At 72.7% G+C, this 19,723-nt stretch carries 12 protein-coding genes; 9 read left to right on the forward strand and 3 right to left on the reverse strand.

The genetic code is table 11. From position 1 onward, the window contains the following. Positions 1–7 precede the first annotated feature (7 nt). The 4 genes from nuoL (at position 8) to recQ (ending at position 7,511) form a co-directional block, all read left to right on the forward strand. Positions 8–1,921 carry an NADH-quinone oxidoreductase subunit L gene (nuoL, locus tag ABZX85_RS18280; RefSeq protein WP_355869087.1) on the forward strand — a complete coding sequence of 638 codons (1,914 nt, stop codon included), beginning with the start codon at positions 8–10 and terminating at the stop codon, positions 1,919–1,921. Positions 1,922–1,926: 5 nt separating this feature from the next. Then, a complete protein-coding gene (locus ABZX85_RS18285; protein ID WP_355869090.1) occupies positions 1,927–3,498 on the forward strand; it encodes an NADH-quinone oxidoreductase subunit M in 1,572 nt (523 codons plus the stop codon). Beyond that, the gene (nuoN, locus tag ABZX85_RS18290) at positions 3,495–5,144 is read left to right on the forward strand and encodes an NADH-quinone oxidoreductase subunit NuoN (protein WP_355869093.1); all 1,650 of its coding nucleotides are present in this window, start codon (positions 3,495–3,497) and stop codon (positions 5,142–5,144) included. Before ABZX85_RS18285 ends, nuoN begins: the two co-directional genes overlap by 4 nt. A gap of 201 nt (positions 5,145–5,345) precedes the next feature. Next, the gene (gene recQ / locus ABZX85_RS18295) at positions 5,346–7,511 is read left to right on the forward strand and encodes a DNA helicase RecQ (RefSeq protein WP_355869939.1); all 2,166 of its coding nucleotides are present in this window, start codon (positions 5,346–5,348) and stop codon (positions 7,509–7,511) included. Positions 7,512–7,812: 301 nt separating this feature from the next. Here the strand turns inward: recQ and ABZX85_RS18300 are convergent, their stop codons facing one another. Next, complete coding sequence (locus ABZX85_RS18300; RefSeq protein ID WP_355869096.1) at positions 7,813–8,751, reverse strand: M56 family metallopeptidase; 939 nt, start codon at positions 8,749–8,751, stop codon at positions 7,813–7,815. A gap of 589 nt (positions 8,752–9,340) precedes the next feature. On the opposite strand from ABZX85_RS18300, the gene ABZX85_RS18305 reads away from it, so the two are divergent. The 5 genes from ABZX85_RS18305 to ABZX85_RS18325 all read left to right on the forward strand — a co-directional run bounded on the left by ABZX85_RS18305 (position 9,341) and on the right by ABZX85_RS18325 (position 17,175). Then, a complete protein-coding gene (locus tag ABZX85_RS18305; RefSeq protein ID WP_355869941.1) occupies positions 9,341–10,573 on the forward strand; it encodes a DegT/DnrJ/EryC1/StrS family aminotransferase in 1,233 nt (410 codons plus the stop codon). Next, entirely contained in the window at positions 10,570–13,158 is a 2,589-nt protein-coding gene (locus tag ABZX85_RS18310; RefSeq protein WP_355869099.1) for a lipopolysaccharide biosynthesis protein, read from the forward strand. The genes ABZX85_RS18305 and ABZX85_RS18310 overlap by 4 nt, the downstream gene beginning before the upstream one ends. 155 nt (positions 13,159–13,313) lie before the next feature. Then, complete coding sequence (locus tag ABZX85_RS18315) at positions 13,314–15,539, forward strand: glycosyltransferase (protein WP_355869102.1); 2,226 nt, start codon at positions 13,314–13,316, stop codon at positions 15,537–15,539. Further along, entirely contained in the window at positions 15,536–15,961 is a 426-nt protein-coding gene (locus tag ABZX85_RS18320) for a hypothetical protein (protein ID WP_355869105.1), read from the forward strand. Before ABZX85_RS18315 ends, ABZX85_RS18320 begins: the two co-directional genes overlap by 4 nt. After that, positions 15,958–17,175 carry a glycosyl hydrolase gene (locus tag ABZX85_RS18325; RefSeq protein ID WP_355869108.1) on the forward strand — a complete coding sequence of 406 codons (1,218 nt, stop codon included), beginning with the start codon at positions 15,958–15,960 and terminating at the stop codon, positions 17,173–17,175. The genes ABZX85_RS18320 and ABZX85_RS18325 overlap by 4 nt, the downstream gene beginning before the upstream one ends. A 150-nt stretch (positions 17,176–17,325) precedes the next feature. Here the strand turns inward: ABZX85_RS18325 and ABZX85_RS18330 are convergent, their stop codons facing one another. Together ABZX85_RS18330 and ABZX85_RS18335 are read right to left on the reverse strand one after the other, a co-directional pair. After that, positions 17,326–18,102: a polysaccharide deacetylase family protein gene (locus ABZX85_RS18330; RefSeq protein ID WP_355869111.1), complete on the reverse strand. Its 777-nt coding sequence runs from the start codon at positions 18,100–18,102 to the stop codon at positions 17,326–17,328. A 23-nt stretch (positions 18,103–18,125) separates the two neighbouring features. Then, entirely contained in the window at positions 18,126–19,709 is a 1,584-nt protein-coding gene (locus tag ABZX85_RS18335; protein WP_355869114.1) for a glycosyltransferase, read from the reverse strand. Between the last annotated feature and the right edge of the window lie 14 nt (positions 19,710–19,723).

The raw sequence follows: 19,723 nt of genomic DNA on the forward strand, positions 1-19,723 counted from the left end.
AAGAAACGTGGAGAACCTCATCGCGCTGCTGATCGCGGCGCCCCTGCTCGGAGCGGCCGTGCTGCTCACCGGAGGCCGCCGGCTCGACGCCGTCGGCCACTGGATCGGCACGCTCCTGTCGGCCGTCTCCTTCGTGTTCGGCCTGATCCTCTTCGCGGACCTGCTCGGCAAGGACGCCGAGCACCGCACGCTCCACCAGCACCTGTTCAGCTGGATTCCCGTCGAGGGCTTCCAGGCGGACGTCGCGTTCCGCCTCGACCAGCTGTCCATGACGTTCGTCCTGCTGATCACGGGCGTCGGCTCGCTGATCCACCTGTACTCGATCGGGTACATGGAGCACGACGACCGGCGCCGCCGCTTCTTCGGCTACCTGAACCTGTTCCTCGCGGCGATGCTGATCCTGGTCCTCGCCGACAACTACCTCCTGCTGTACGTCGGCTGGGAGGGCGTGGGCCTCGCCTCGTTCCTGCTCATCGGGTTCTGGCAGCACAAGCCCAGCGCCGCGACCGCAGCGAAGAAGGCGTTCCTGGTCAACCGGGTCGGCGACATGGGCCTGTCGATCGCGATCATGCTGATGTTCACGACGTTCGGCACGTTCGCCTTCGGCCCGCTCCTCGGCACGCACACCGAACCGGGTGTCGCGGCCGACGCGAGCGAGGGCAAGCTCACCGCGATCGCCCTGATGCTGCTGCTCGCGGCCTGCGGCAAGTCCGCGCAGGTCCCGCTCCAGTCCTGGCTCGGGGACGCCATGGAGGGCCCGACGCCCGTGTCGGCGCTCATCCACGCGGCGACGATGGTCACCGCCGGCGTGTACCTGATCGTCCGCTCGGCGGCGGTCTTCGACGCCGCTCCGAACGCGCAGCTCGTCGTCACCATCGTCGGCGCGGTCACGCTGCTGTTCGGTGCGATCGTCGGTTGCGCGAAGGACGACATCAAGAAGGCCCTCGCCGGGTCGACGATGTCGCAGATCGGGTACATGATCCTGGCGGCCGGCCTCGGCCCCATCGGGTACGTCTACGCGATCATGCACCTCGTGACGCACGGCTTCTTCAAGGCCGGGCTCTTCCTCGGCGCCGGTTCGGTCATGCACGGCATGAACGACGAGGTCGACATGAGGAAGTACGGCGGCCTCAGGAAGTACATGCCGGTCACGTTCATCACGTTCGGCCTCGGCTACCTCGCGATCATCGGCTTCCCCGGCCTGTCCGGCTTCTTCTCCAAGGACAAGATCATCGAGGCGGCGTTCGCCAAGGGCGGCACCGAGGGCTGGATTCTCGGCGGCGCGGCCCTGCTGGGCGCCGCGATCACCGCGTACTACATGACGCGCGTGATGCTGATGACGTTCTTCGGCGAGAAGCGCTGGCAGCCCGACGCCGACGGCAACGAGCCGCACCCGCACGAGTCCCCGAGGTCCATGACGATCCCCATGATCGTGCTGGCCTTCGGCTCGGTCTTCGCGGGCGGCCTGTTCAGCGTCGGCGACCGCTTCCTGCACTGGCTGGAGCCGATCACCGGACACGACCACGGCGACGCCCCGATCAGCGCCGCGACGGTCACCTCGGCGACGGTCGCCGTCATGGTCGTCGGCGTCGCGGTCGCCTGGCTCCAGTACGGCCGCCGCCCGGTCCCGGCTGTCGCCCCGCGCGGGTCGCTGCTCACCCGGGCCGCCCGCCGCGACCTCCTCCAGGACGACTTCAACCACGTCGTCCTGGTCCGCGGCGGCGAGCACCTCACGCGCTCGCTGGTGTACGTCGACCACACCCTGGTGGACGGCGTCGTCAACGGCACCGCGGCCGGCTTCGGGGGGCTGTCCGGACGGCTGCGCCGCCTCCAGAACGGCTTCGCGCGCTCCTACGCGGTCTCGATGTTCGGCGGCGCGGCGGTCATCGTCGCCGCGACGCTGCTGATGAGGGCGGTCTGATACCGATGTCCTTTCCCCTGCTGACAGCGACGGCGGTGCTCCCCGCCGTCGGCGCGATCGCCACGGCGGCCGTACCGGCGGCGCGGCGCAACGCGGCGAAAGCGCTCGCGCTGCTGGTCTCGCTCGGCACGCTCGCCCTCGCGATCGCGATCCTGGTCCGCTTCGACCCCGACGGCGACCGCTACCAGCTCACCGAGTCCCACTCCTGGATCAAGGAGTTCGGCGTCCGGTACGAACTGGGCGTCGACGGCATCGCGGTGGCCCTCATCGCGCTCACCGCGCTCCTCATCCCGTTCATCATCCTGGCCGGCTGGAACGACGCCGACCCGCTGGAGACCGGCAGCAAGCGCTGGCGGCCCACCCAGGGCTTCTTCGCGCTGATCCTGGCCGTCGAGGCGATGGTGATCATCTCCTTCGAGGCCACCGACGTCTTCCTCTTCTACATCTTCTTCGAAGCGATGCTCATCCCGATGTACTTCCTCATCGGGGGCTTCGGGGACCGGGCGCACGAGCACGGCGAAGAGGCGGCGTCCACGCAACGGTCGTACGCGGCCGTCAAGTTCCTCCTCTACAACCTGGTCGGCGGCCTGATCATGCTGGCCGCCGTGATCGGCCTGTACGTCGTCGCCGGGAACTTCAGCCTCCAGGAGATCGCCGCCGCGCGGGCCAGCGGCTCGCTCGACATGGCGACCAACACGGAGCGCTGGCTGTTCCTCGGCTTCTTCTTCGCGTTCGCGGTCAAGGCCCCGCTGTGGCCGCTGCACACCTGGCTGCCGAACGCGATGGGCGAGGCCACGGCCCCGGTCGCGGTCCTCATCACGGCCGTCGTCGACAAGGTCGGCACGTTCGCGATGCTCCGCTTCTGTCTGCAACTCTTCCCGGAGGCGTCGAAATGGGCGACTCCGGTCATTCTCGTACTCGCCCTGATCAGCATCATCTACGGCGCCCTGCTCGCCGTCGGCCAGCGTGACATCAAGCGGCTGGTCGCGTACGCGTCGATCTCGCACTTCGGGTTCATCGTGCTCGGCATCTTCGCGATGACCAGCCAGGGCCAGTCCGGGGCGACGCTTTACATGGTCAACCACGGCATCTCGACGGCCGCCCTGATGCTCGTCGCCGGCTTCCTGATCTCCCGGCGCGGCTCGCGGCTCATCGCCGACTACGGCGGCGTCCAGAAGGTCGCCCCGGTGCTCGCCGGGACGTTCCTGATCGGCGGTCTCGCCACCCTGTCGCTGCCGGGCCTCGCGCCCTTCGTGAGCGAGTTCCTCGTGCTGGTCGGCGCGTTCGCGCGCTACCCGGTCGTCGGGATCATCGCCACCTTCGGGATCGTGCTCGCCGCGCTGTACACCCTCGTCCTCTACCAGCGGACGATGACCGGCCCGGTGAAGCCCGAGGTCGCGTCGATGCCCGACCTGAAGATGCGGGAGATCGCGGTCGTCACGCCGCTGATCGTCCTGCTGGTCGTGCTCGGCGTCTATCCCAAGCCGATCGCGGACGTCGTCAACCCGGCGGTCAAGCAGACCTTGTCCGACGTGCACAAGAAGGACCCCCAGCCCGAGGTGGAGGCGGCCAGGTGAGCGCAACTGTCGTCCACAGCCTGTGGACAACGGCGGCCGATCCGATCTCGAAGATCGACGCGCCGAAGATCGAATACGGGCAATTGTCGCCCACCCTGATCGTCGTGGGCGCGGCGGTCGTCGGGATTCTCGTCGAGGCGTTCGTGCCTCGGAAATCCCGCTACTACGCCCAGGTGTTCGTCTCCGTCGTCGCCCTGTGCGCCGCCTTCGCGGCGGTCGTCGCGCTCGCGGCGAAGGGGTACGGCACCACCCGCGCGGGGATCGTCGCCATGGGCGCCGTCGCCGTCGACGGACCGGCCCTCTTCCTCCAGGGCACGATCCTGCTGGCCGCCCTGGTCGGCCTGTTCACCTTCGCGGAGCGCCGCCTCGACCCCGAGGCGCACGGCAGCCCCGTCGACTCCTTCGCCGCGCAGGGCGCCTCCGTGCCCGGCAGCGACGGCGAGAAGGCCGCGGTCAAGGCCGGGTTCACGACCACCGAGGTCTTCCCGCTGCTGCTGTTCGCGGTCGCCGGGATGCTGGTCTTCCCGGCCGCCAACGACCTGCTGACGCTCTTCATCGCGCTGGAGGTCTTCTCCCTCCCGCTGTACCTGCTGTGCGCGCTCGCCCGGCGCAACCGGCTCATGTCGCAGGAAGCGGCCGTCAAGTACTTCCTGCTCGGCGCGTTCGCCTCCGCGTTCACCCTGTTCGGCATCGCCCTGCTCTACGGGTACGCCGGTTCGGTCTCCTACGGGACGATCGCGCAGGTCGTCGACGGCACCGTCAAGTCCGTCGACCCCGCGCTCGCCGACACCATGGGCAACGACGCGCTGCTCCTCATCGGCGCCGCGCTGCTGATCATGGGCCTGCTGTTCAAGGTCGGCGCCGTGCCGTTCCACATGTGGACGCCGGACGTCTACCAGGGCGCCCCGACGCCGGTCACCGGGTTCATGGCCGCCGCCACCAAGGTCGCCGCGTTCGGCGCGCTGCTGCGCATCCTGTACGTCGTCCTGCCGGGGCTGCGCTGGGACTGGCGGCCGGTCATGTGGGGGGTCGCGATCGTGACGATGCTGGGGGGCGCGATCGTCGCGATCACCCAGACCGACATCAAGCGGCTCCTCGCGTACTCGTCCATCGCGCACGCGGGGTTCATCCTCGCGGGTGTCATCGCGACCACGCCCGACGGGGTCTCGTCGGTGCTGTTCTACCTGGCCGCGTACTCCTTCGTGACGATCGGCGCGTTCGCGGTGGTGACGCTGGTGCGGGACGCCGGCGGCGAGGCCACGCACCTCTCCAAGTGGGCCGGGCTGGGGCGCCGTTCACCGCTGGTGGCGGCCGTCTTCGCCGTCTTCCTCCTCGCCTTCGCGGGCATCCCGCTGACCTCCGGGTTCGCCGGGAAGTTCGCGGTCTTCAAGGCGGCGGCCGAGGGGGGCGCCGCGCCGCTCGTCGTGGTCGGTGTGATCTCGTCGGCCATCGCCGCGTTCTTCTACATCCGGGTCATCGTCCTGATGTTCTTCAGCGAGCCGCGTCCGGACGGGCCGACGGTGGCCGTGCCGTCGCCGCTGACCATGGCCGCGATCGGGGTGGGGGTGGCGGTGACGCTCGTTCTGGGTGTCGCACCGCAGTACTTCCTGGACCTCGCCGGTCAGGCGGGGGTGTTCGTGCGCTGAGAGGCGTTCCGTACGGACGACGGCCCGGGGCCCCTTCCGAGGGGGTGCCGGGCCGTCGGTGTTCGCCGGGGGCGCGGGGGGTGTTCGCCGTGGGGGTTCGTGAAGCGGCCTGTGGATAACTCCGTGGCTGTCGGTGCGGGGCCCTATCGTGGAGGGCACGTGGAGGCAGTGGTTCAAGGGACGACGGGCGGGATCGGCGCGATGGCGGAGGCGGCAGAGGTGGCGGAAGCGGTGGCAGGGGCAGAGGCAGGGGAGAACGAGGCGCTCGCGACGCTGCACCGGGTGTTCGGGTACGACAGCTTCCGGGGCGAGCAGGCGGCGATCGTCGACCAGGTGATCGGCGGCGGTGACGCGGTCGTGCTGATGCCGACCGGCGGCGGGAAGTCGCTGTGCTACCAGATCCCCGCGCTGGTCAGACCGGGCACCGGGATCGTCGTCTCACCGCTCATCGCGCTCATGCAGGACCAGGTGGACGCGCTGCGCGCGGTCGGCGTGCGGGCCGGGTTCGTCAACTCCACCCAGGACTTCGACGAACGCCGCCTGGTCGAGGCGGAGTACGCCGCCGGCGAGCTGGACCTGCTCTACCTCGCCCCCGAGCGGCTGCGCCTGGAGAGCACGCTGGAGCTGCTCTCGCGCGGCAAGATCGCCCTCTTCGCGATCGACGAGGCGCACTGCGTCTCCCAGTGGGGCCACGACTTCCGCCCCGACTACCTGGCCCTCTCCCTCCTCGGCGAACGCTGGCCGGACGTCCCGCGCATCGCCCTGACGGCGACGGCCACGGACGCGACGCACCGGGAGATCGTCGAGCGCCTCGGCATGCCGGCCGCCCGGCACTTCGTCGCCAGCTTCGACCGCCCCAACATCCAGTACCGGATCGTCCCCAAGGCCGACCCCAAGAAGCAGCTCCTGTCCTTCCTGCGCGAGGAGCACGCGGGAGACGCCGGCATCGTCTACTGCCTCTCGCGCAACTCGGTCGAGAAGACCGCCGAGTTCCTCACGGCCAACGGCATCGCGGCCGTCCCGTACCACGCGGGCCTCGACGCGGGCACCCGCGCCAGGCACCAGTCCCGCTTCCTGCGCGAGGAGGGGCTGACGGTCGTCGCGACGATCGCCTTCGGCATGGGCATCGACAAGCCGGACGTCCGCTTCGTCGCCCACCTCGACCTGCCGAAGTCCGTCGAGGGGTACTACCAGGAGACGGGCCGCGCGGGGCGCGACGGCCAGCCGTCCACGGCCTGGATGGCGTACGGCCTGAACGACGTCATCCAGCAGCGCAAGCTGATCCAGTCCGGCGAGGGGGACGAGGCGTTCCGGCGCCGCGCGCAGTCCCATCTCGACGCGATGCTCGCGCTCTGCGAGACCGCCCAGTGCCGGCGCGGCCAGCTCCTCACCTACTTCGGGCAGACGCCCGACGCGGCGGGCTGCGGCAACTGCGACACGTGCCTGACCCCGCCGGAGACGTGGGACGGCACGGTCGCCGCGCAGAAGGCCCTCTCCACCGTCGTCCGCCTCCAGCGCGAGCGGGGGCAGAAGTTCGGGGCCGTCCAGATCATCGACATCCTCCTCGGCAAGCGCAGCGCCAAGGTCATCCAGTTCGACCACGACCAGCTCTCCGTCTTCGGCATCGGCCAGGACCTCTCCGACGGCGAATGGCGAGGCGTCATCCGCCAGTTGCTCGCGCAGGGGCTGCTCGCGGTCGAGGGGGAGTACGGGACGCTGGTGCTGACCGAGGCCAGCGGGACCGTGCTGCGGCGCGAGCGGGACGTGCCGCTGCGCAAGGAGCCGAAGCGGGCGCCCACGGCGAAGACCTCGTCCCCGTCCGGCAGGAGCGGCAAGTCCAAGGCGCCCGTCGTGGAACTTTCCGCCCAGCTCCAGCCCGCGTTCGAGGCGCTGCGCGCGTGGCGGGCCGAGCAGGCGCGGGAGCAGGGCGTTCCGGCGTACGTCATCTTCCACGACGCGACGCTGCGGGAGATCGTCTCCGTGTGGCCGTCGTCCGTGCGGGATCTGGCGGGGATCAGCGGGGTGGGGGAGAAGAAGCTCGCGACCTATGGGGAAGGGGTGGTGGCGGCTCTGGCGGAGCTGGGGGAGGCGCCGGAGGGTGCGGGGGGAGCGGGGGCTTCGGCGGGCGGTGCCGGGGGTGGTGGCCTGAGTGGTGCCGGGGGTGGTTCCGGCACCGGTGGCGGGTTCGGCGGCGGGTCCACTTCGGGCGGCGGCTCGGGGAGGAGCGCGGCTTCGAGGGGCGGTTCGGGGTCGCGAGGCGGTTCGGGGTCGGCGGCGGGAGCTGGGAGCGCGGGCGCGGGGAGTGCCGGGGCCACTGGGGGCGACGACCTCTGGGGCGAGGTGGAGGAGGAGCCGGACTGGACGTAGGGCGGGGGGAGTTCGGGGGCCGCGCCATACCGGTGCCCTCGGCTCTCGGCCCCGCCGACGTCCTGGGCTCCCGGTCACATCAACGTCCGCGACTTCCAGCTCACGCCGATGCCCTCGGCTCCCGGCCCACGTGAACGCTCGCGACCCCGCTCCACGCCGACGCCCTCGGCTCCCAGCTACGCCGATGCCCTCGCCCCGTGCTCAGGCCGATGCCCTCGCCCCGTGCTCACGTCAACGCCCGCGACCCCGTTCCAGGCCAACGCCCGCGACCCCGCTCCCCGCCAACGCCCGTGCCCCCGGCTCAGGCCAACGCCCTCAACCCCGGTGCGAACAGGATCAGCAGCGGCAGCAACGGCACCAGCGCCGCCACCGTCGTCGTCAGGGCCCGGTGCCGGCGCAGGAGGCGTGGGGGCGGCTGGAGGAGGCGGTCGACGCGTTCGCCGAGGAGGCGGTTGCTGGAGGCGCAGGACAGGACGCCCCGGTGCTGGTTCAGTTCGATCAGGGCCAGCGCGGTGGTGAGGTGGCCGCAGCGGCGGGACGCGGCGTCGTCGGCGGCGAGTTCGACCAGGCGGTGGGTCTGGTCGCAGAAGTGGGAGAAGAGGGGGACGCGCGGGAAGCCGGTCGCGAGCGCCGTCGAGAGGTGCAGCAGCCAGTCGTGGCGCGCGCGGGCGTGCCCCTTCTCGTGGGCGAGGACGGCGTCGAGCTGATGCGCGGTGAGCCGGTTCAGCGCGCCGGTCGTGACGATCAGCTGAGGCGGGCTGCCGGGCAGCCACCAGGCGTCCGGGTACTCGTCCTCAAGGACCAGCAGGGGCCCGCGCGCCGACGGCAGCCCCGCCGGCAGATCCGGCGCCCGCTCCCGCAGCAGCGCCCGCTCCCGCACCCGGCGCCGCCGCGCCTCGACCACCTCGCGCCCCAGCATCGCCGTCGTCCAGGCGGCCCCGCACGCCAGCAGCAGCGTCAGGACGACCGTCCACACCGGCGCGGCCGACAGGTCGTACGCCTCCGTCACCTCCCGGGGCGCGGGCGCGAAGAGCTGCGTACGGACCGTGTGGAAGACGGCCGCGACGCCCAGCGTCAGCGCCGTCACGCAGCACAGCAGCACCGTCGCCACCAGGCACTGCCACACCCACAGCCCCACCACCGGCTCCCGCTCCGGCCACCGCGCCCGCGTCAGCGCGCGCGGCACCGGCAGGGCGGCCGTCAGTCCGACGGCACTCAGGAGCAGCAGACAGAAGGTCATCCCACGGTTTCCGGATTCTGCTCGGGCGACGAAGCGGCGGGGCGTGCACGACGGGCCGACGGGAGCCGTCCCGGCCTGCGGTGCGTGGAGCCTGTGGTGCGTGCGGCTGTGGTGCGTGAGGCTGTGTGGTGCGTGGAGCGCGCGGGCGGTGTCGGCGGCCGGCGTCCCCCACCGGCCCGGCCGGTCCCCGGCCGTACCACCCCTCCGCCGCAAGTATGACCGCGCACCCCCGGCACCGTCAGCCCTTCGGCCGGCCATCCCGGCCCTGAGGACGGCCGCCACCGCGCGCGGGCGCCCCACCCCGGACGGCGGGGCCCGCGCCCACATGGTCCACAACCGCCCAGTCGGCGCACCAGGGTAGTTTCGGTGGGATACGGGAAGTTATCCACAGGCTGGGACGCAATCTTGACGGAGCGGTGCGAACGGGGAGACTCTGGGCGGGTGCTGGAGGGCCTCGGGGAGGGGGCTCTCGCCGGGCGCATCTGGGGGGCGGATGGCCGAAGGGGAGGCCGGCCTGGGGTCGGCGCGTCGTGGCGTACGGCCGAGCGGGACCGGGGAGACGGACCGGCTCGCGCGGCTGGAAGCCACGATGCGCGGCAGACTCGGCCGGGAATGCGTGTACGTCCCGTCGTGCCGGTTCGGGCTGTACGTGGCGCTGCGCCACTGGTGCCCGCCCGGCGGACGGGTCCTGATGTCGCCGGTCAACGACGACGTGATCTTCTTCGTGGTGCTCGCGGCGGGCCTGAGACCCGTCCAGGCCCCGTTACGGCCGCTGGACGCCGCGATCGACGTCGACGCCGTCCCGGACACCACCTGGGGCACCCTGTCCGCCGTCCTCACGACGAACCTGTACGGCAACCCGGACGACAGCCCGCGCCTGCGCGCGAAGTGCGACGCCCTGGGCATCCCGCTCTTCGAGGACGGGGCGCACGCGATCGGCAGCGAGACCGGCGGCAGGCCGGTCGGCGCGTGGGGCGACGCCTCGGTGTTCAGCCTGTCCAAGCACGTCGGCGCGAAGGCGGGCGGCTTCCTCGCCTGCGCGGATTCCGGTCTGCGCGACGCCCTGGAGAAGGCCCGCGAGGACCTGCTGCTCCCCGCGCGGACCACGGCCGAACTGGCGTACACCGTACGGCCGTACGCCGAGGCCGCCGTCCGCGGGCTGGGCCTGCGGAAGGCTGCCTGGGCGACCCTCAGGCTCCTCGGGAGGATGGAGCGCGAGGAGATCCGGATGCCGCTGCGCGCGGCGGAACTCGCCCGTGCCGTCCAGGGCCTCGACGCGTACGACCCCTGGGTCCGCGTCGACATGCACGACTACCGCCTGCGCGCCGGCACCCGCCGCCTCGCGCGCGTGGGCCGCAAGCTGGACCGGCTGGACGGCGTCCTGACGGCCTGCCGGGAAGGCACCGAACGCCTTCTCGCGACGCCCTGGGCCCGCGCGCACGGCGACGGGCCGCCGCAACCCCTGTTCCGCGTCCCCCTGTTCGTCGAGGACCGGGACGCCGCACGGGAGGCGCTCGCGCGCCGGGGGATCGTCGTCGGCTACCTGTACGACCCGCCGCTGGACGACTACGCGGGCGCCGACTTCACCGACGTCTCCCCGGACCCCACCGGCGCCCGCTGGTTCGCCCGGCACGCCCTGCCGGTCGACCCGCTCCGCGCGCGCGAGGTGATCGAGGCGCTGGGGGCGGCGGGGGTACGGCCGGCGGACGGGCCGGGCGCGGGGCCGGCGGGCGGAGAGGGTCCACGGCCAGAGGGTCCACGGCCGGTGGACGGGCCGGGGCCGTGGCCGGCGGGCGGGCTTCCCGGAGGCGGCCGGCCGTGACGGACACGCAGGAACGCGAGGCGGTCGCCGCGCGGCGGGAGCCGGACGGCGAACCCGCGCGCGGGGGCCCCGACTCGCTCTTCAGGAACGCCTACTTCCTGATGCTCAGCACCGGCGTCTCCGCCGTCCTCGGGCTCGGGTTCTGGCTGGTCGCCGCCCGCTACTACTCCGAGGAGGCCGTCGGACAGGGCTCCGCCGCCATCGCCGCGATGCGGCTGCTCGCCAGCATCACCGCGACGACGATGATCGGCGCCGTCGTCCGGTTCGTCCCGCGTGCCGGACGCGCGACCGGCTCGCTCGTGTGGCGCGCGTACGCGGCGAGTTCGGTGGTCGTCGCGATCGCCGCCGTCGTCTTCCTGCTGACGCTCGACCTGTGGGGCGACTCGTACGCGCCGCTCGGGACGCCCGCCGCGGGCGCCGCGTTCGTCGTCGCGTGCGTGGCGTGGGCGCTGCTGACGCTCCAGGACGGGGTGCTGACGGGGCTGCGCAAGGCGCTGTGGGTGCCGGTCGGTAACGCCGTGTTCTCCGTCGGCAAGCTCATCCTGCTCGCCGCGTTCGCGACCGCGCTGCCCGCGCTCGGCATCTTCGTCTCCTGGGCCGCCGCCATCGCCTTCTCCACGCTGCCGCTCGGCTGGCTGATCTTCCGCCGACTGATCCCGCGCCAGCAGGCCGCCGACCGGCACGTCGAGCCGCCCCGGCTGCGGGAGATGGGCCGCTTCCTCGCGGGCGACTCGCTGGGCGCGCTGTTCAGCCTCGCGATGATCAACCTGCTGCCGGTGATGGTCGCGGTGCGGTTCAGCGCCGCGGAGAACGGTTACTTCTACGTCGCCTACACCGTCGGCGGGACGATGGAGTTCATGGCCATCAACATGGCCTCCTCCCTCACCGCCCACGCCTCCCACGACCCCCGCCATCTCGCCGACGGGGTCCGGGGCGCGCTGCGCCGGATGACGCTGCTTCTCGTACCCGTAGTACTCGTGCTGGTCGCGTTCGCCCCGCAGATCCTCACGCCGTTCGACGAGGACTACGCCGAGCACGGGACCACGGTGCTCCGGCTGCTGGCCCTCGGTGCGCTGCCGCGGGTCGTCGTCGAGCTGTACATCGGGGTACTACGGGTACAGGGGCGCACGGGGATGCTGGCCGCGCTCCAGGGGGCGATGTGCACGCTGGTGCTGGGGAGCGCGGCCGTGCTCTTCGGGAGTGCGGGGATCGCGGGGGCCGGGTGGGCGGTGCTGCTCGGGATGACGCTGATCGCGGTGTTCTCGGTGGTGGGGCTGCGGTCCGCGTTGCGGCCGGGGGCGGCGGGGGGTGAGCGGGCCGGGGCCTCGGAGGGGGGCGGGCTCGCGGGCCCGGGTGCGCGCGCCGGCCGGGGCGGGCTCGCCGGCCGGGGTGGGCTCGCGGGGGGCGGTTCCTCGGATGCGGGGCGGTCCTCGGGGGCCGGCGGTGCCCCGGTTCCGGTTCCGGGGGGTTCCGCGGTGGCCGACGGGCCCGCGCATCGGCTGGGTGCCGCGGCCGGGTACGGGGCGAGCGCCGGGTACGGGCCGAGCTGGGCGCGGCGGGCCGCCGTCGCGGACGAGGACACCGTGCCGTTGTTCATCGGGCGGCCGGGGTTCGAGCGGGAGGCGCTGGAGGCGGACACGCTGGCCGTGATCGTCCGGCCTCGGGGGGCACGGGCGGGCGAGGGGGCCGGGGCCGGTGACGGGGGGTACGGGGTCTCCGGGGGGTCTCCGGGTTCGTTCTCCGAGCTGTCGTCGGGGGCGTCCTCCGAGTCCTCCTCGGGGCCGGTGGGGGGTGTGCCTCTCAAGGGGGACGGCGAAGGGGACGGCCAAGGGGGTGGCGTAGGGGGCGCCGTGAGGGGCGGGGCCGAACCGGCGTACGCGGCGCGGGGGTTGTGGTCGGAGGCCGGGCAGCGGTGGTTGCGGGGCGGGGTGTGGGCGGGGCTGGTGGCCGCCGTCGTGGGGTTCGTGGTGGGGGTGTGGGAGCTGCCGTGGCTGCGGTACTTGAGTACTACGGGTATGACGGGGTCTACGGGTATGACGGGGACGATTCCGTCGTCCGGGTCCGTCACCGGGCGGGCGATGCTCGACGCGCTGCCGGTGACGGCCCTCGTCGCGGGGCTCGTACTCCTTCTGCTGTACGTCGTCTCGGTGACGCTCTGTCTGCGGCGTGACCCGTGGCTGCCGGGGACGGTGCTCGGCGCGGTGGTGCTCGCGCTGTACGCCGTACCGGTCTCGCTGGGACGGGAACCGGAGGCGGTCGGCGGGACGTTCTATACGGAAACGGCGCGATTCCTCGCGGAGGCGATGGGGCTCGCCGGCCCCGAGCCGCTGCTCAGATGGGCGCCGCCGGTCTGCCAACTCCTGTGTCTCGTCGCGCTGTCGCAGGTCCTCGCCCGGCTGGGGGAGCGGCTGCGACTGCCGTGGACGGCGCGCTGGGGGCTCCTGTATCTCGCCGCCCTGGGGGGCTGGGCGTGGCGAGAGCCGCTCGCGCCCGTGGCGCCGCCGTCCCTCGCCGCCGTCTTCCTCCTCGCCCTGCTCCTCTCGCTCCACCGGGCACCACCGTCCACCGACACCGACCACACCTGACCAACGCCGAACGCCAGGGGGGAACCGTCGTGCGTCCGCCGATCCACAGAACCGAACCAGAACCCGACCGGGGCTCCCAGAGCGCCGAGTCGTCATCACCGAGGACCGACTCGTCCCCGGCGCCGGGATCGGGCCCCGAGGAGCGGGGGGCCGGCGTGCCCGAGGGGACGCGGAGGCTCTGGGGTGCCGGGAGCGGGCGGGGCGGCGGGGTGCCGGGGGGCGCCGGGGAGCCGGTCGCGCAGGCGGCCGTGGAGGGCGGGCGGGCGCGGGTCGTCCGGTGGCCCGAGGCCGCGGGGCAGTCGGGGGCGGGGGAGCGGTCCGGGACGGGGGAACGGTCCGGGGTGGAGGGGCAGTTGGCGGCGGGGGCCGTGGGGCGGTGGGTCGCGGGGGGTTCCGGGGGCGTGGACGGCGGGGGCGTGGGACTTGCGGGGGAGCCGGTGTCGTCCGAGGGGGGACCCGTAGGTCCCTCGGGGGATACGGCGTCGTACCCCGTAAGTCCCTCAGGGGGTACGACACCCCCCGCGCCGAACCCCGGAGGTCCCCTAGGGGTGGCCGCCCCCGGCACCGCCCTCGCCGACCCTCCCGCCCCCCTCGCCGAGGACCCGGTGACCGATCTCGCCGACCTCCCGCCCGCGCGCCCCTGGTACCACTCGGCGCTGTGGCCGGCGGCGGGGCTGGTGGGGGCGCTGGGGCTGTGGGCGTACGCCGTGCGGCACACGGACGTCAGCGGGCTGGACGACTTCGGGCTGGTCACGGCGCTGCATCCGACGTTCTGGGCCGGACTCGTCGTGCTGACCGCGGGGTTCTGGTCCACGCTGGTCAACTCCGGCCGCAGGCACCCGGCCTGGGCGCCCGCCTATGTCGTCGGCCTCCTCGTGATGGAGCGGGCGACGCAGGCGGTGCTGTACCCGACCCCCCTGTACGCGTGGGCGTGGAAACACGACGCGGTGATCGACCACCTCCTCACCGCCGGCCGCCTCCAGGGCTCGGACGCCCTCGGGGACATGGCCGTCTACGACCAGTGGCCCGGCTTCTTCGCCGCGCAGGCCACCCTCGTACGCCTCCTCGGCGTCGACTCGGCCGCCCAGTTCATGGCGTGGTGGCCCCTCGTCTCCAGCCTGCTCCTCCTGCTCCCCCTGCTGCTGATCTTCCGCACGTTCACCGAGGACAGGCGGCTGGTCTGGACGGCGGTATGGCTCTTCTGCATAGCCAACTGGGTGGGCCAGGACTACTTCTCCCCCCAGTCCGTCGCCTTCGCGCTCCACCTGGGGGTCCTCGCCGTAGTACTCCGGAGGTACGCCACCCCCCGTACCCCCGACGACCACCCCCGCGCCGCCGTGTGGACCGTCGTCCTCACCCTCCTCGTCGTCGCGATCGTCATCTCCCACCAGCTCACCCCGGGCATGCTGGTGATCTCCCTGGCGGTCCTCTTCTTCGCCCGCCGCTACCGCGACAAGATGCCGCTCGTCACCACGGTCGTCATCTTCCTCGCCTGGTGCCTCACCGCCGCCCTGCCCTTCCTCTCCGCGACGATGCCCGACATGCTCCGCTCGGTCGGCGACATCGGCGGCAACGTCGAGACGGGCTACGGCGCCACCCCCACCGGCACCGGCGCGATCGCGACCTCCTGGGCCGCCCGCCTCCTGTCGGCGTCGGTCATCCTGCTCGCCGCGTTCGGCGCCTGGCGCCAACCGGTCCTGCGCCACCGGGCGTTCCCGCTCCTCCTGCTCGCCGTCGCCCCGCTCCCGATGTTCGCGGCGAGCAGCTACGGCAGCGAGATGATCTTCCGCGTCCTGATGTTCATGCTCCCCGGCGCCGCGTTCTTCGCGGCGGCGGCCCTCATGCCCCAGGTCCGCACCCTCACCGCCACGGAACTCAACCCCCGTGCGACACAACGCCGTTACACCTGGCTCCCGCTCGCGGCCCTGCTCGCCGGCACCCTCGCGTTCGTCCCGAGCTACTCCGGCAAGGACCGCATCAGCTACTTCCCGCCCGCCGAGGTCCACCTCCTCCAGCAGGTCTTCGACCGCGCCCCGGACGGCTCCCTCGTCGTCGCCGCCGACCGCAACTACCCGCTGGCGTACGAGGATTACTGGCGCGTCGACCACTACTGGTTCCTCGACGACTCCCGCGCCCACGTCCAGAAGATCCTCGCGGACCCCGCCGCGACGCTCGCGAGCGACATGTCCGCCGTGGACTCCCCGGCCCGCGCCTATCTGGTCCTCACCCAGGGCCAGTACGCCGACTCGGAGATGAACGGCCTCCTCACGAAAGCCCAGTTGGACCGCATCCGCACCTCCGTCGCCGCGTCACCTCTCTTCGAACGGGTGGCCGCCAACGACGCGGGGGTCGCGTACGTGCTGAAGGAGACGGCCCGATGACCCCGCAGGAACTCGCCGTCCGCTCGGCGGCCCCGCTCGCCGGCTGGCTCGCCGTCAGCTCCCTCGCGCTGCCCGGCGGTTCGCCCCTCAGAGGCGCCGCCGTCGTGCTGTTCCTGGCGGCGGGGCCGGGCGCGGCCCTGGTCAGAATCTGCGGGCCCGCGCTCGCGGCGCGGCCCGCCGAGGGCCCCGTCGAACGCCGGGACCCGGCCTTCGAACGCCACTCCGACCTGCTGGAGCGGCTGATGCTGACCGTCTTCGTGAGCGTGTCCGCCGCCCTGATCGTCGGGACGGTGTTCATCGCCACACACGCCTTCAGCGCGCAGCGCGTCCTGCTCACGCTCACGCTGCTGACCACCGTCGCGGCGTTCTGCCCGCGTCTGCGCGCCTCCCCGCCGAGGACTGCGAAAGGTACTGCCCTGTGAGGTGGCTCCACCGTTTACGACATCCCCTCCGACGCCACGAGTACCGCCCGGGTATCACGGGACAGCGCACCCCCGGCTCCCGTACGCCCGCACCCCGCGACACCCGTAGTACCCGTAGTACCTCGGCCCCTCACGGACGCCACCGGGGACGGCGCAACCCCCGCCCCCGGCGCCTCGCGCTCACCGCCGCCCTCACCGCCTGCGTCAGCCTCACCGCCGTACTCCTCCTGCGGGACCACTCCTCCGACGACAAGGACTGGGGCGGCTCCCGCCCCTCCACGCAGGGCGGCCGGTGCGCTCCGACGGCCCTGCTGGAACCGCCCTGCGGCGCCTGGTTCGGGGCGTTCGTGCCGCACGCGAAGGACGACCTGCCCGAGAAGGTGAAGGCGTACGAGAGGCAGATCGGCCGCCCCCTCGACATCGTCTACACCTACCACGACATGTCCCTGCCCCAAGGGGAGCGCAGGGAAGGGCAGTTGCTCACCGACGAGGAACGCCGGGTCGGCAAGGACCGCCTCCTGCTGCTCTCCTGGGAGAGCAAGGTGTGGGGCGGTACGGCGGCCCAGCAGCCCACGTGGAAACAGATCGCGGCGGGCGACCTCGACGAGTCCGTCATCGACGTCCAGGCCGAACGCCTCAAGTCGTACGGGAAGAAGGTCTTCCTCTCCTTCGACCTGGAGATGGACACCCGTACCCCGGCCAGCGGAACTCCCGAGGACTACGTACGGGCCTACCGGCACATCCACGACCGGTTCCGGGAACTCGGCGTCACCAACGTCGTGTGGACCTGGATCACCACCGGGTACCTCGGCCACGCCGACCTCATCAAGCGGATGTACCCGGGCGACGACTACGTCGACTGGGTCGCCTACAACCAGTACAACTACTACCAGTGCCACAAGGCCGGCTGGCTCTCCTTCGCCCAGACCCAGCAGGCCACGCACGACTGGGTGCGCGCGAACATCTCCGACGAGAAACCGCTGATGCTCTCCGAGTTCGGCACCGCGAACGACCCGACCCGCCCCGGCCGCCAGGCCGACTGGTACGCCCAGGTCCCCTCGGTCCTCAAGAAGCTGACCGGCGTCAAGGCGGCCCTCCAGTGGAACTACCGTGACCCCGGCCCGCACTGCGACCTCGCCGTGGCCAACTCCCGGGCATGGTCGAGCCTGCGCAAGGCCGTCTCGGACCCGTACCTGAACCAGCCCCTGAAGTGAGCCGAGGCAAGCGGTACGGGGGGGAGCGGCACGGGGGGAGCGGTACGGGAGGGGTACGGGACATCCCCTGGTACCTGAGAGGTACGGGAGGTCCCTTGATACCTGAGGGGTACGGGATCTCCCGTACCCCTCCTCACCACCCCCGCGCACTCACCCCGCGAACACAGGCCCCCGCACCGCCGCCCGCCCCCTCCGGTACCACCGCCACGCCACCGTCCGGGGCGCGTCCCGGTACGGAGCGACTCGCGCCCCCCTGCCCGAGAGCCAGTCCCGGACGTCCCCGACGGTATGGGTCCGCCGCACGATCAGCCGCGCGATGCGGTGCGTCTCGTCCCGCTCCGAACTGAGCGCGTGCCGTACGGCGGTCGCGGTCTCGTACCCCGCCGCCGCGGCCATCCGCCGCACCCGGCGGTCGTTGTAGCCGTGGGGGTACGCCAGATGGCGGACGTGATGCCCGAGGGTGTCCTCCAACACCGCCCGGGAGTGCCGCAGTTCGTGCGCGAGGTCCCGGGGCGCGAGCGTGTCGAGCTGCGCGTGCGTGACGGTGTGGCTGCCGATCTCCATGCCGGCCCGCTCCAGCTCCACGACCCCGCCCAGCGGCATCATCGGCGCGGGCGGCAACAGGCTGCGCTCTCCCGGGGTGATGGCCCCGGTCGTGAGGTACGCGGTCGCGGTGAGCCCTCGCGAGAACACCGCCTCGGCGGTCGGCCCCGGCAGGTCCGCGAACCCGTCGTCGAACGTCAGCAGCACCGGTCTCGGCGGCAACTCCGCCCGCCCGGCCAGGAATTCGGCGAGGGCACTGATCGTGACCGGGGTCCGGCCGCTGTCGACGACCGCGTCGAGATGCGCCCCGAACAGCTTCGGCGACACCGTGAACTCCGCGATCCAGTCCGGGGGTTCGTCCATCACGGCGTGATACAGGAACACGGGTATGACACCCTCGCCGCCGCTCACCGCGCCCCTCCCCGAGCCCCGCGCAGCGCCCACCGCGCCCGCAGATAACCGACCGGACCGTAGAGCATCCCGCGCCGCTGGAGCCGCGAGAGCCGACGCGGCCACGGATGGTCCCGAACCCCGTGCTTCCCGGGCCCGACAGGAACCGGCCGCGCCCCCGAGAGCGCCCCTGAGGGCACCCCCGACAACGCTCCCGGCGCCCCTGCCAACGCCTCCGGCACCGCCCCTGACGACACCCCCGAGGACCCCCCGGAGCGCACCCCCGAGCCATCCCCGGGAGACGCCCCCGCCCCGCCGCCCTCGACCGGCACCCCCCGCCCCGACGCCCGCTCCACCGCGGCCACTTCCCCCGCCCCTTCCGGCTCCCGCCGAGCCGTCAACTCCCGTGCGTAGGCGACTCCTTTGGGCAGCCGTGCGAGGAACGCCGGCAGCAGACCGGGGCTGTTGACCAGGACCGCCGTCAGATACGCGCCCAGCCCCGCCCCGTACCCGTACGCCTGTGTCTCCAGGTCCCGCCAGGTCTCCCGGTGGTGGTGCCAGACGACGGCGTACGGCGTGTAGTGCAGCCGGTACCCGAGAGCCAGGACCCTGACGAAGCCGTACAGGTCGTCGCCCCCGCGCGCCAGGGTCCCGGCCCCGGTCGCCGGGTCGAACCCGCCTGCCTCCCGTAGTACTCCGGTACGGAACGCCATGCTGGCCCCCGACCCGAACCGCCCGGCGGTGAAGGGGAACAGGGGCTGGTCGGCGGGCGGTTCGGCGGGGTCGTACGTCCTCGGCGCGAACCCCTTCGAGAAGCCGCCGTGGCTCTCCAGGAGGACCTGGGCCGGGGTGCCCAGCCGGGCCGGGAGGATCAGCCCCGTCGCGCAGCCGAGCCCCGGGTCCGAGGCGAACGGCGAGGTCAGCTCGGTGAGCCAGCGAGGATCGGCGACGACGTCGTCGTCCGTGAACGCGACGACCTCCCCGCGTGCCACGGCCACCCCCCGGTTGTGCGCGACCGCGAGCCCCGGCACCGGCTCGCACACGTACCTCACCCGCTCGGCGTACTTCTCCCGTATCAGCTCCCGCGTCGCCTCCGTCACCGGCGCGTTGTCCACCACCACGATCTCGAACCGCGGATGATCCTGCGCCAGCATCGAATCGAGCGCGTGCACCAGCTTCCCGGCCCGCTCACGGGTGGCGATGACGACGGTGGTGTACGGCGGCGGGGCGGGCGGGGAGCCGTACGGCGGTGAACCGGCGTACGGAGAGGGGGAGTCGGCGACGAGCCGCTCCGCCAGTTCCGTGAGCACCGCCTTCGGGTCCGCCCCCTCCGGGATCTCCCCGAGGACCGTGCCCACCGGGCGCCCCTCCCGGCGGACCAGGGCGAACACCGGCCCCGAGGCCACGGGCGGACTGCCCGGCCCCGGTCTCAGGGTCACCCCTGAACCGGCCCCTGAAGCGGCTCCTGAGGCGACCCCCGGTCCGGCCCCCGCCCCGGCCTCCGTGCCGGTCAGGTCCACCTCGGCGATCTGGACGGGCCGCACGGCGAGGAACCGCCGTATCTCGGCCCGTACCTGAGACGTACGGGTCGTACGGGACATGAACCCCCCTGATG

Source organism: Streptomyces sp. NPDC004539 (assembly GCF_040610055.1).
GTDB lineage: Bacteria > Actinomycetota > Actinomycetes > Streptomycetales > Streptomycetaceae > Streptomyces.

Coding starts and splice junctions, on each gene's coding strand:
- ABZX85_RS18285 (WP_355869090.1), top strand. CDS start 1,927: ATGTCCTTTCCCCTGCTGACAGCGACGGCGGTGCTCCCCGCCGTCGGC.
- recQ (WP_355869939.1), top strand. CDS start 5,346: ATGGCGGAGGCGGCAGAGGTGGCGGAAGCGGTGGCAGGGGCAGAGGCA.
- ABZX85_RS18300 (WP_355869096.1), bottom strand. CDS start 8,751: ATGACCTTCTGTCTGCTGCTCCTGAGTGCCGTCGGACTGACGGCCGCC.
- ABZX85_RS18305 (WP_355869941.1), top strand. CDS start 9,341: ATGCGCGGCAGACTCGGCCGGGAATGCGTGTACGTCCCGTCGTGCCGG.
- ABZX85_RS18320 (WP_355869105.1), top strand. CDS start 15,536: ATGACCCCGCAGGAACTCGCCGTCCGCTCGGCGGCCCCGCTCGCCGGC.
- ABZX85_RS18335 (WP_355869114.1), bottom strand. CDS start 19,709: ATGTCCCGTACGACCCGTACGTCTCAGGTACGGGCCGAGATACGGCGG.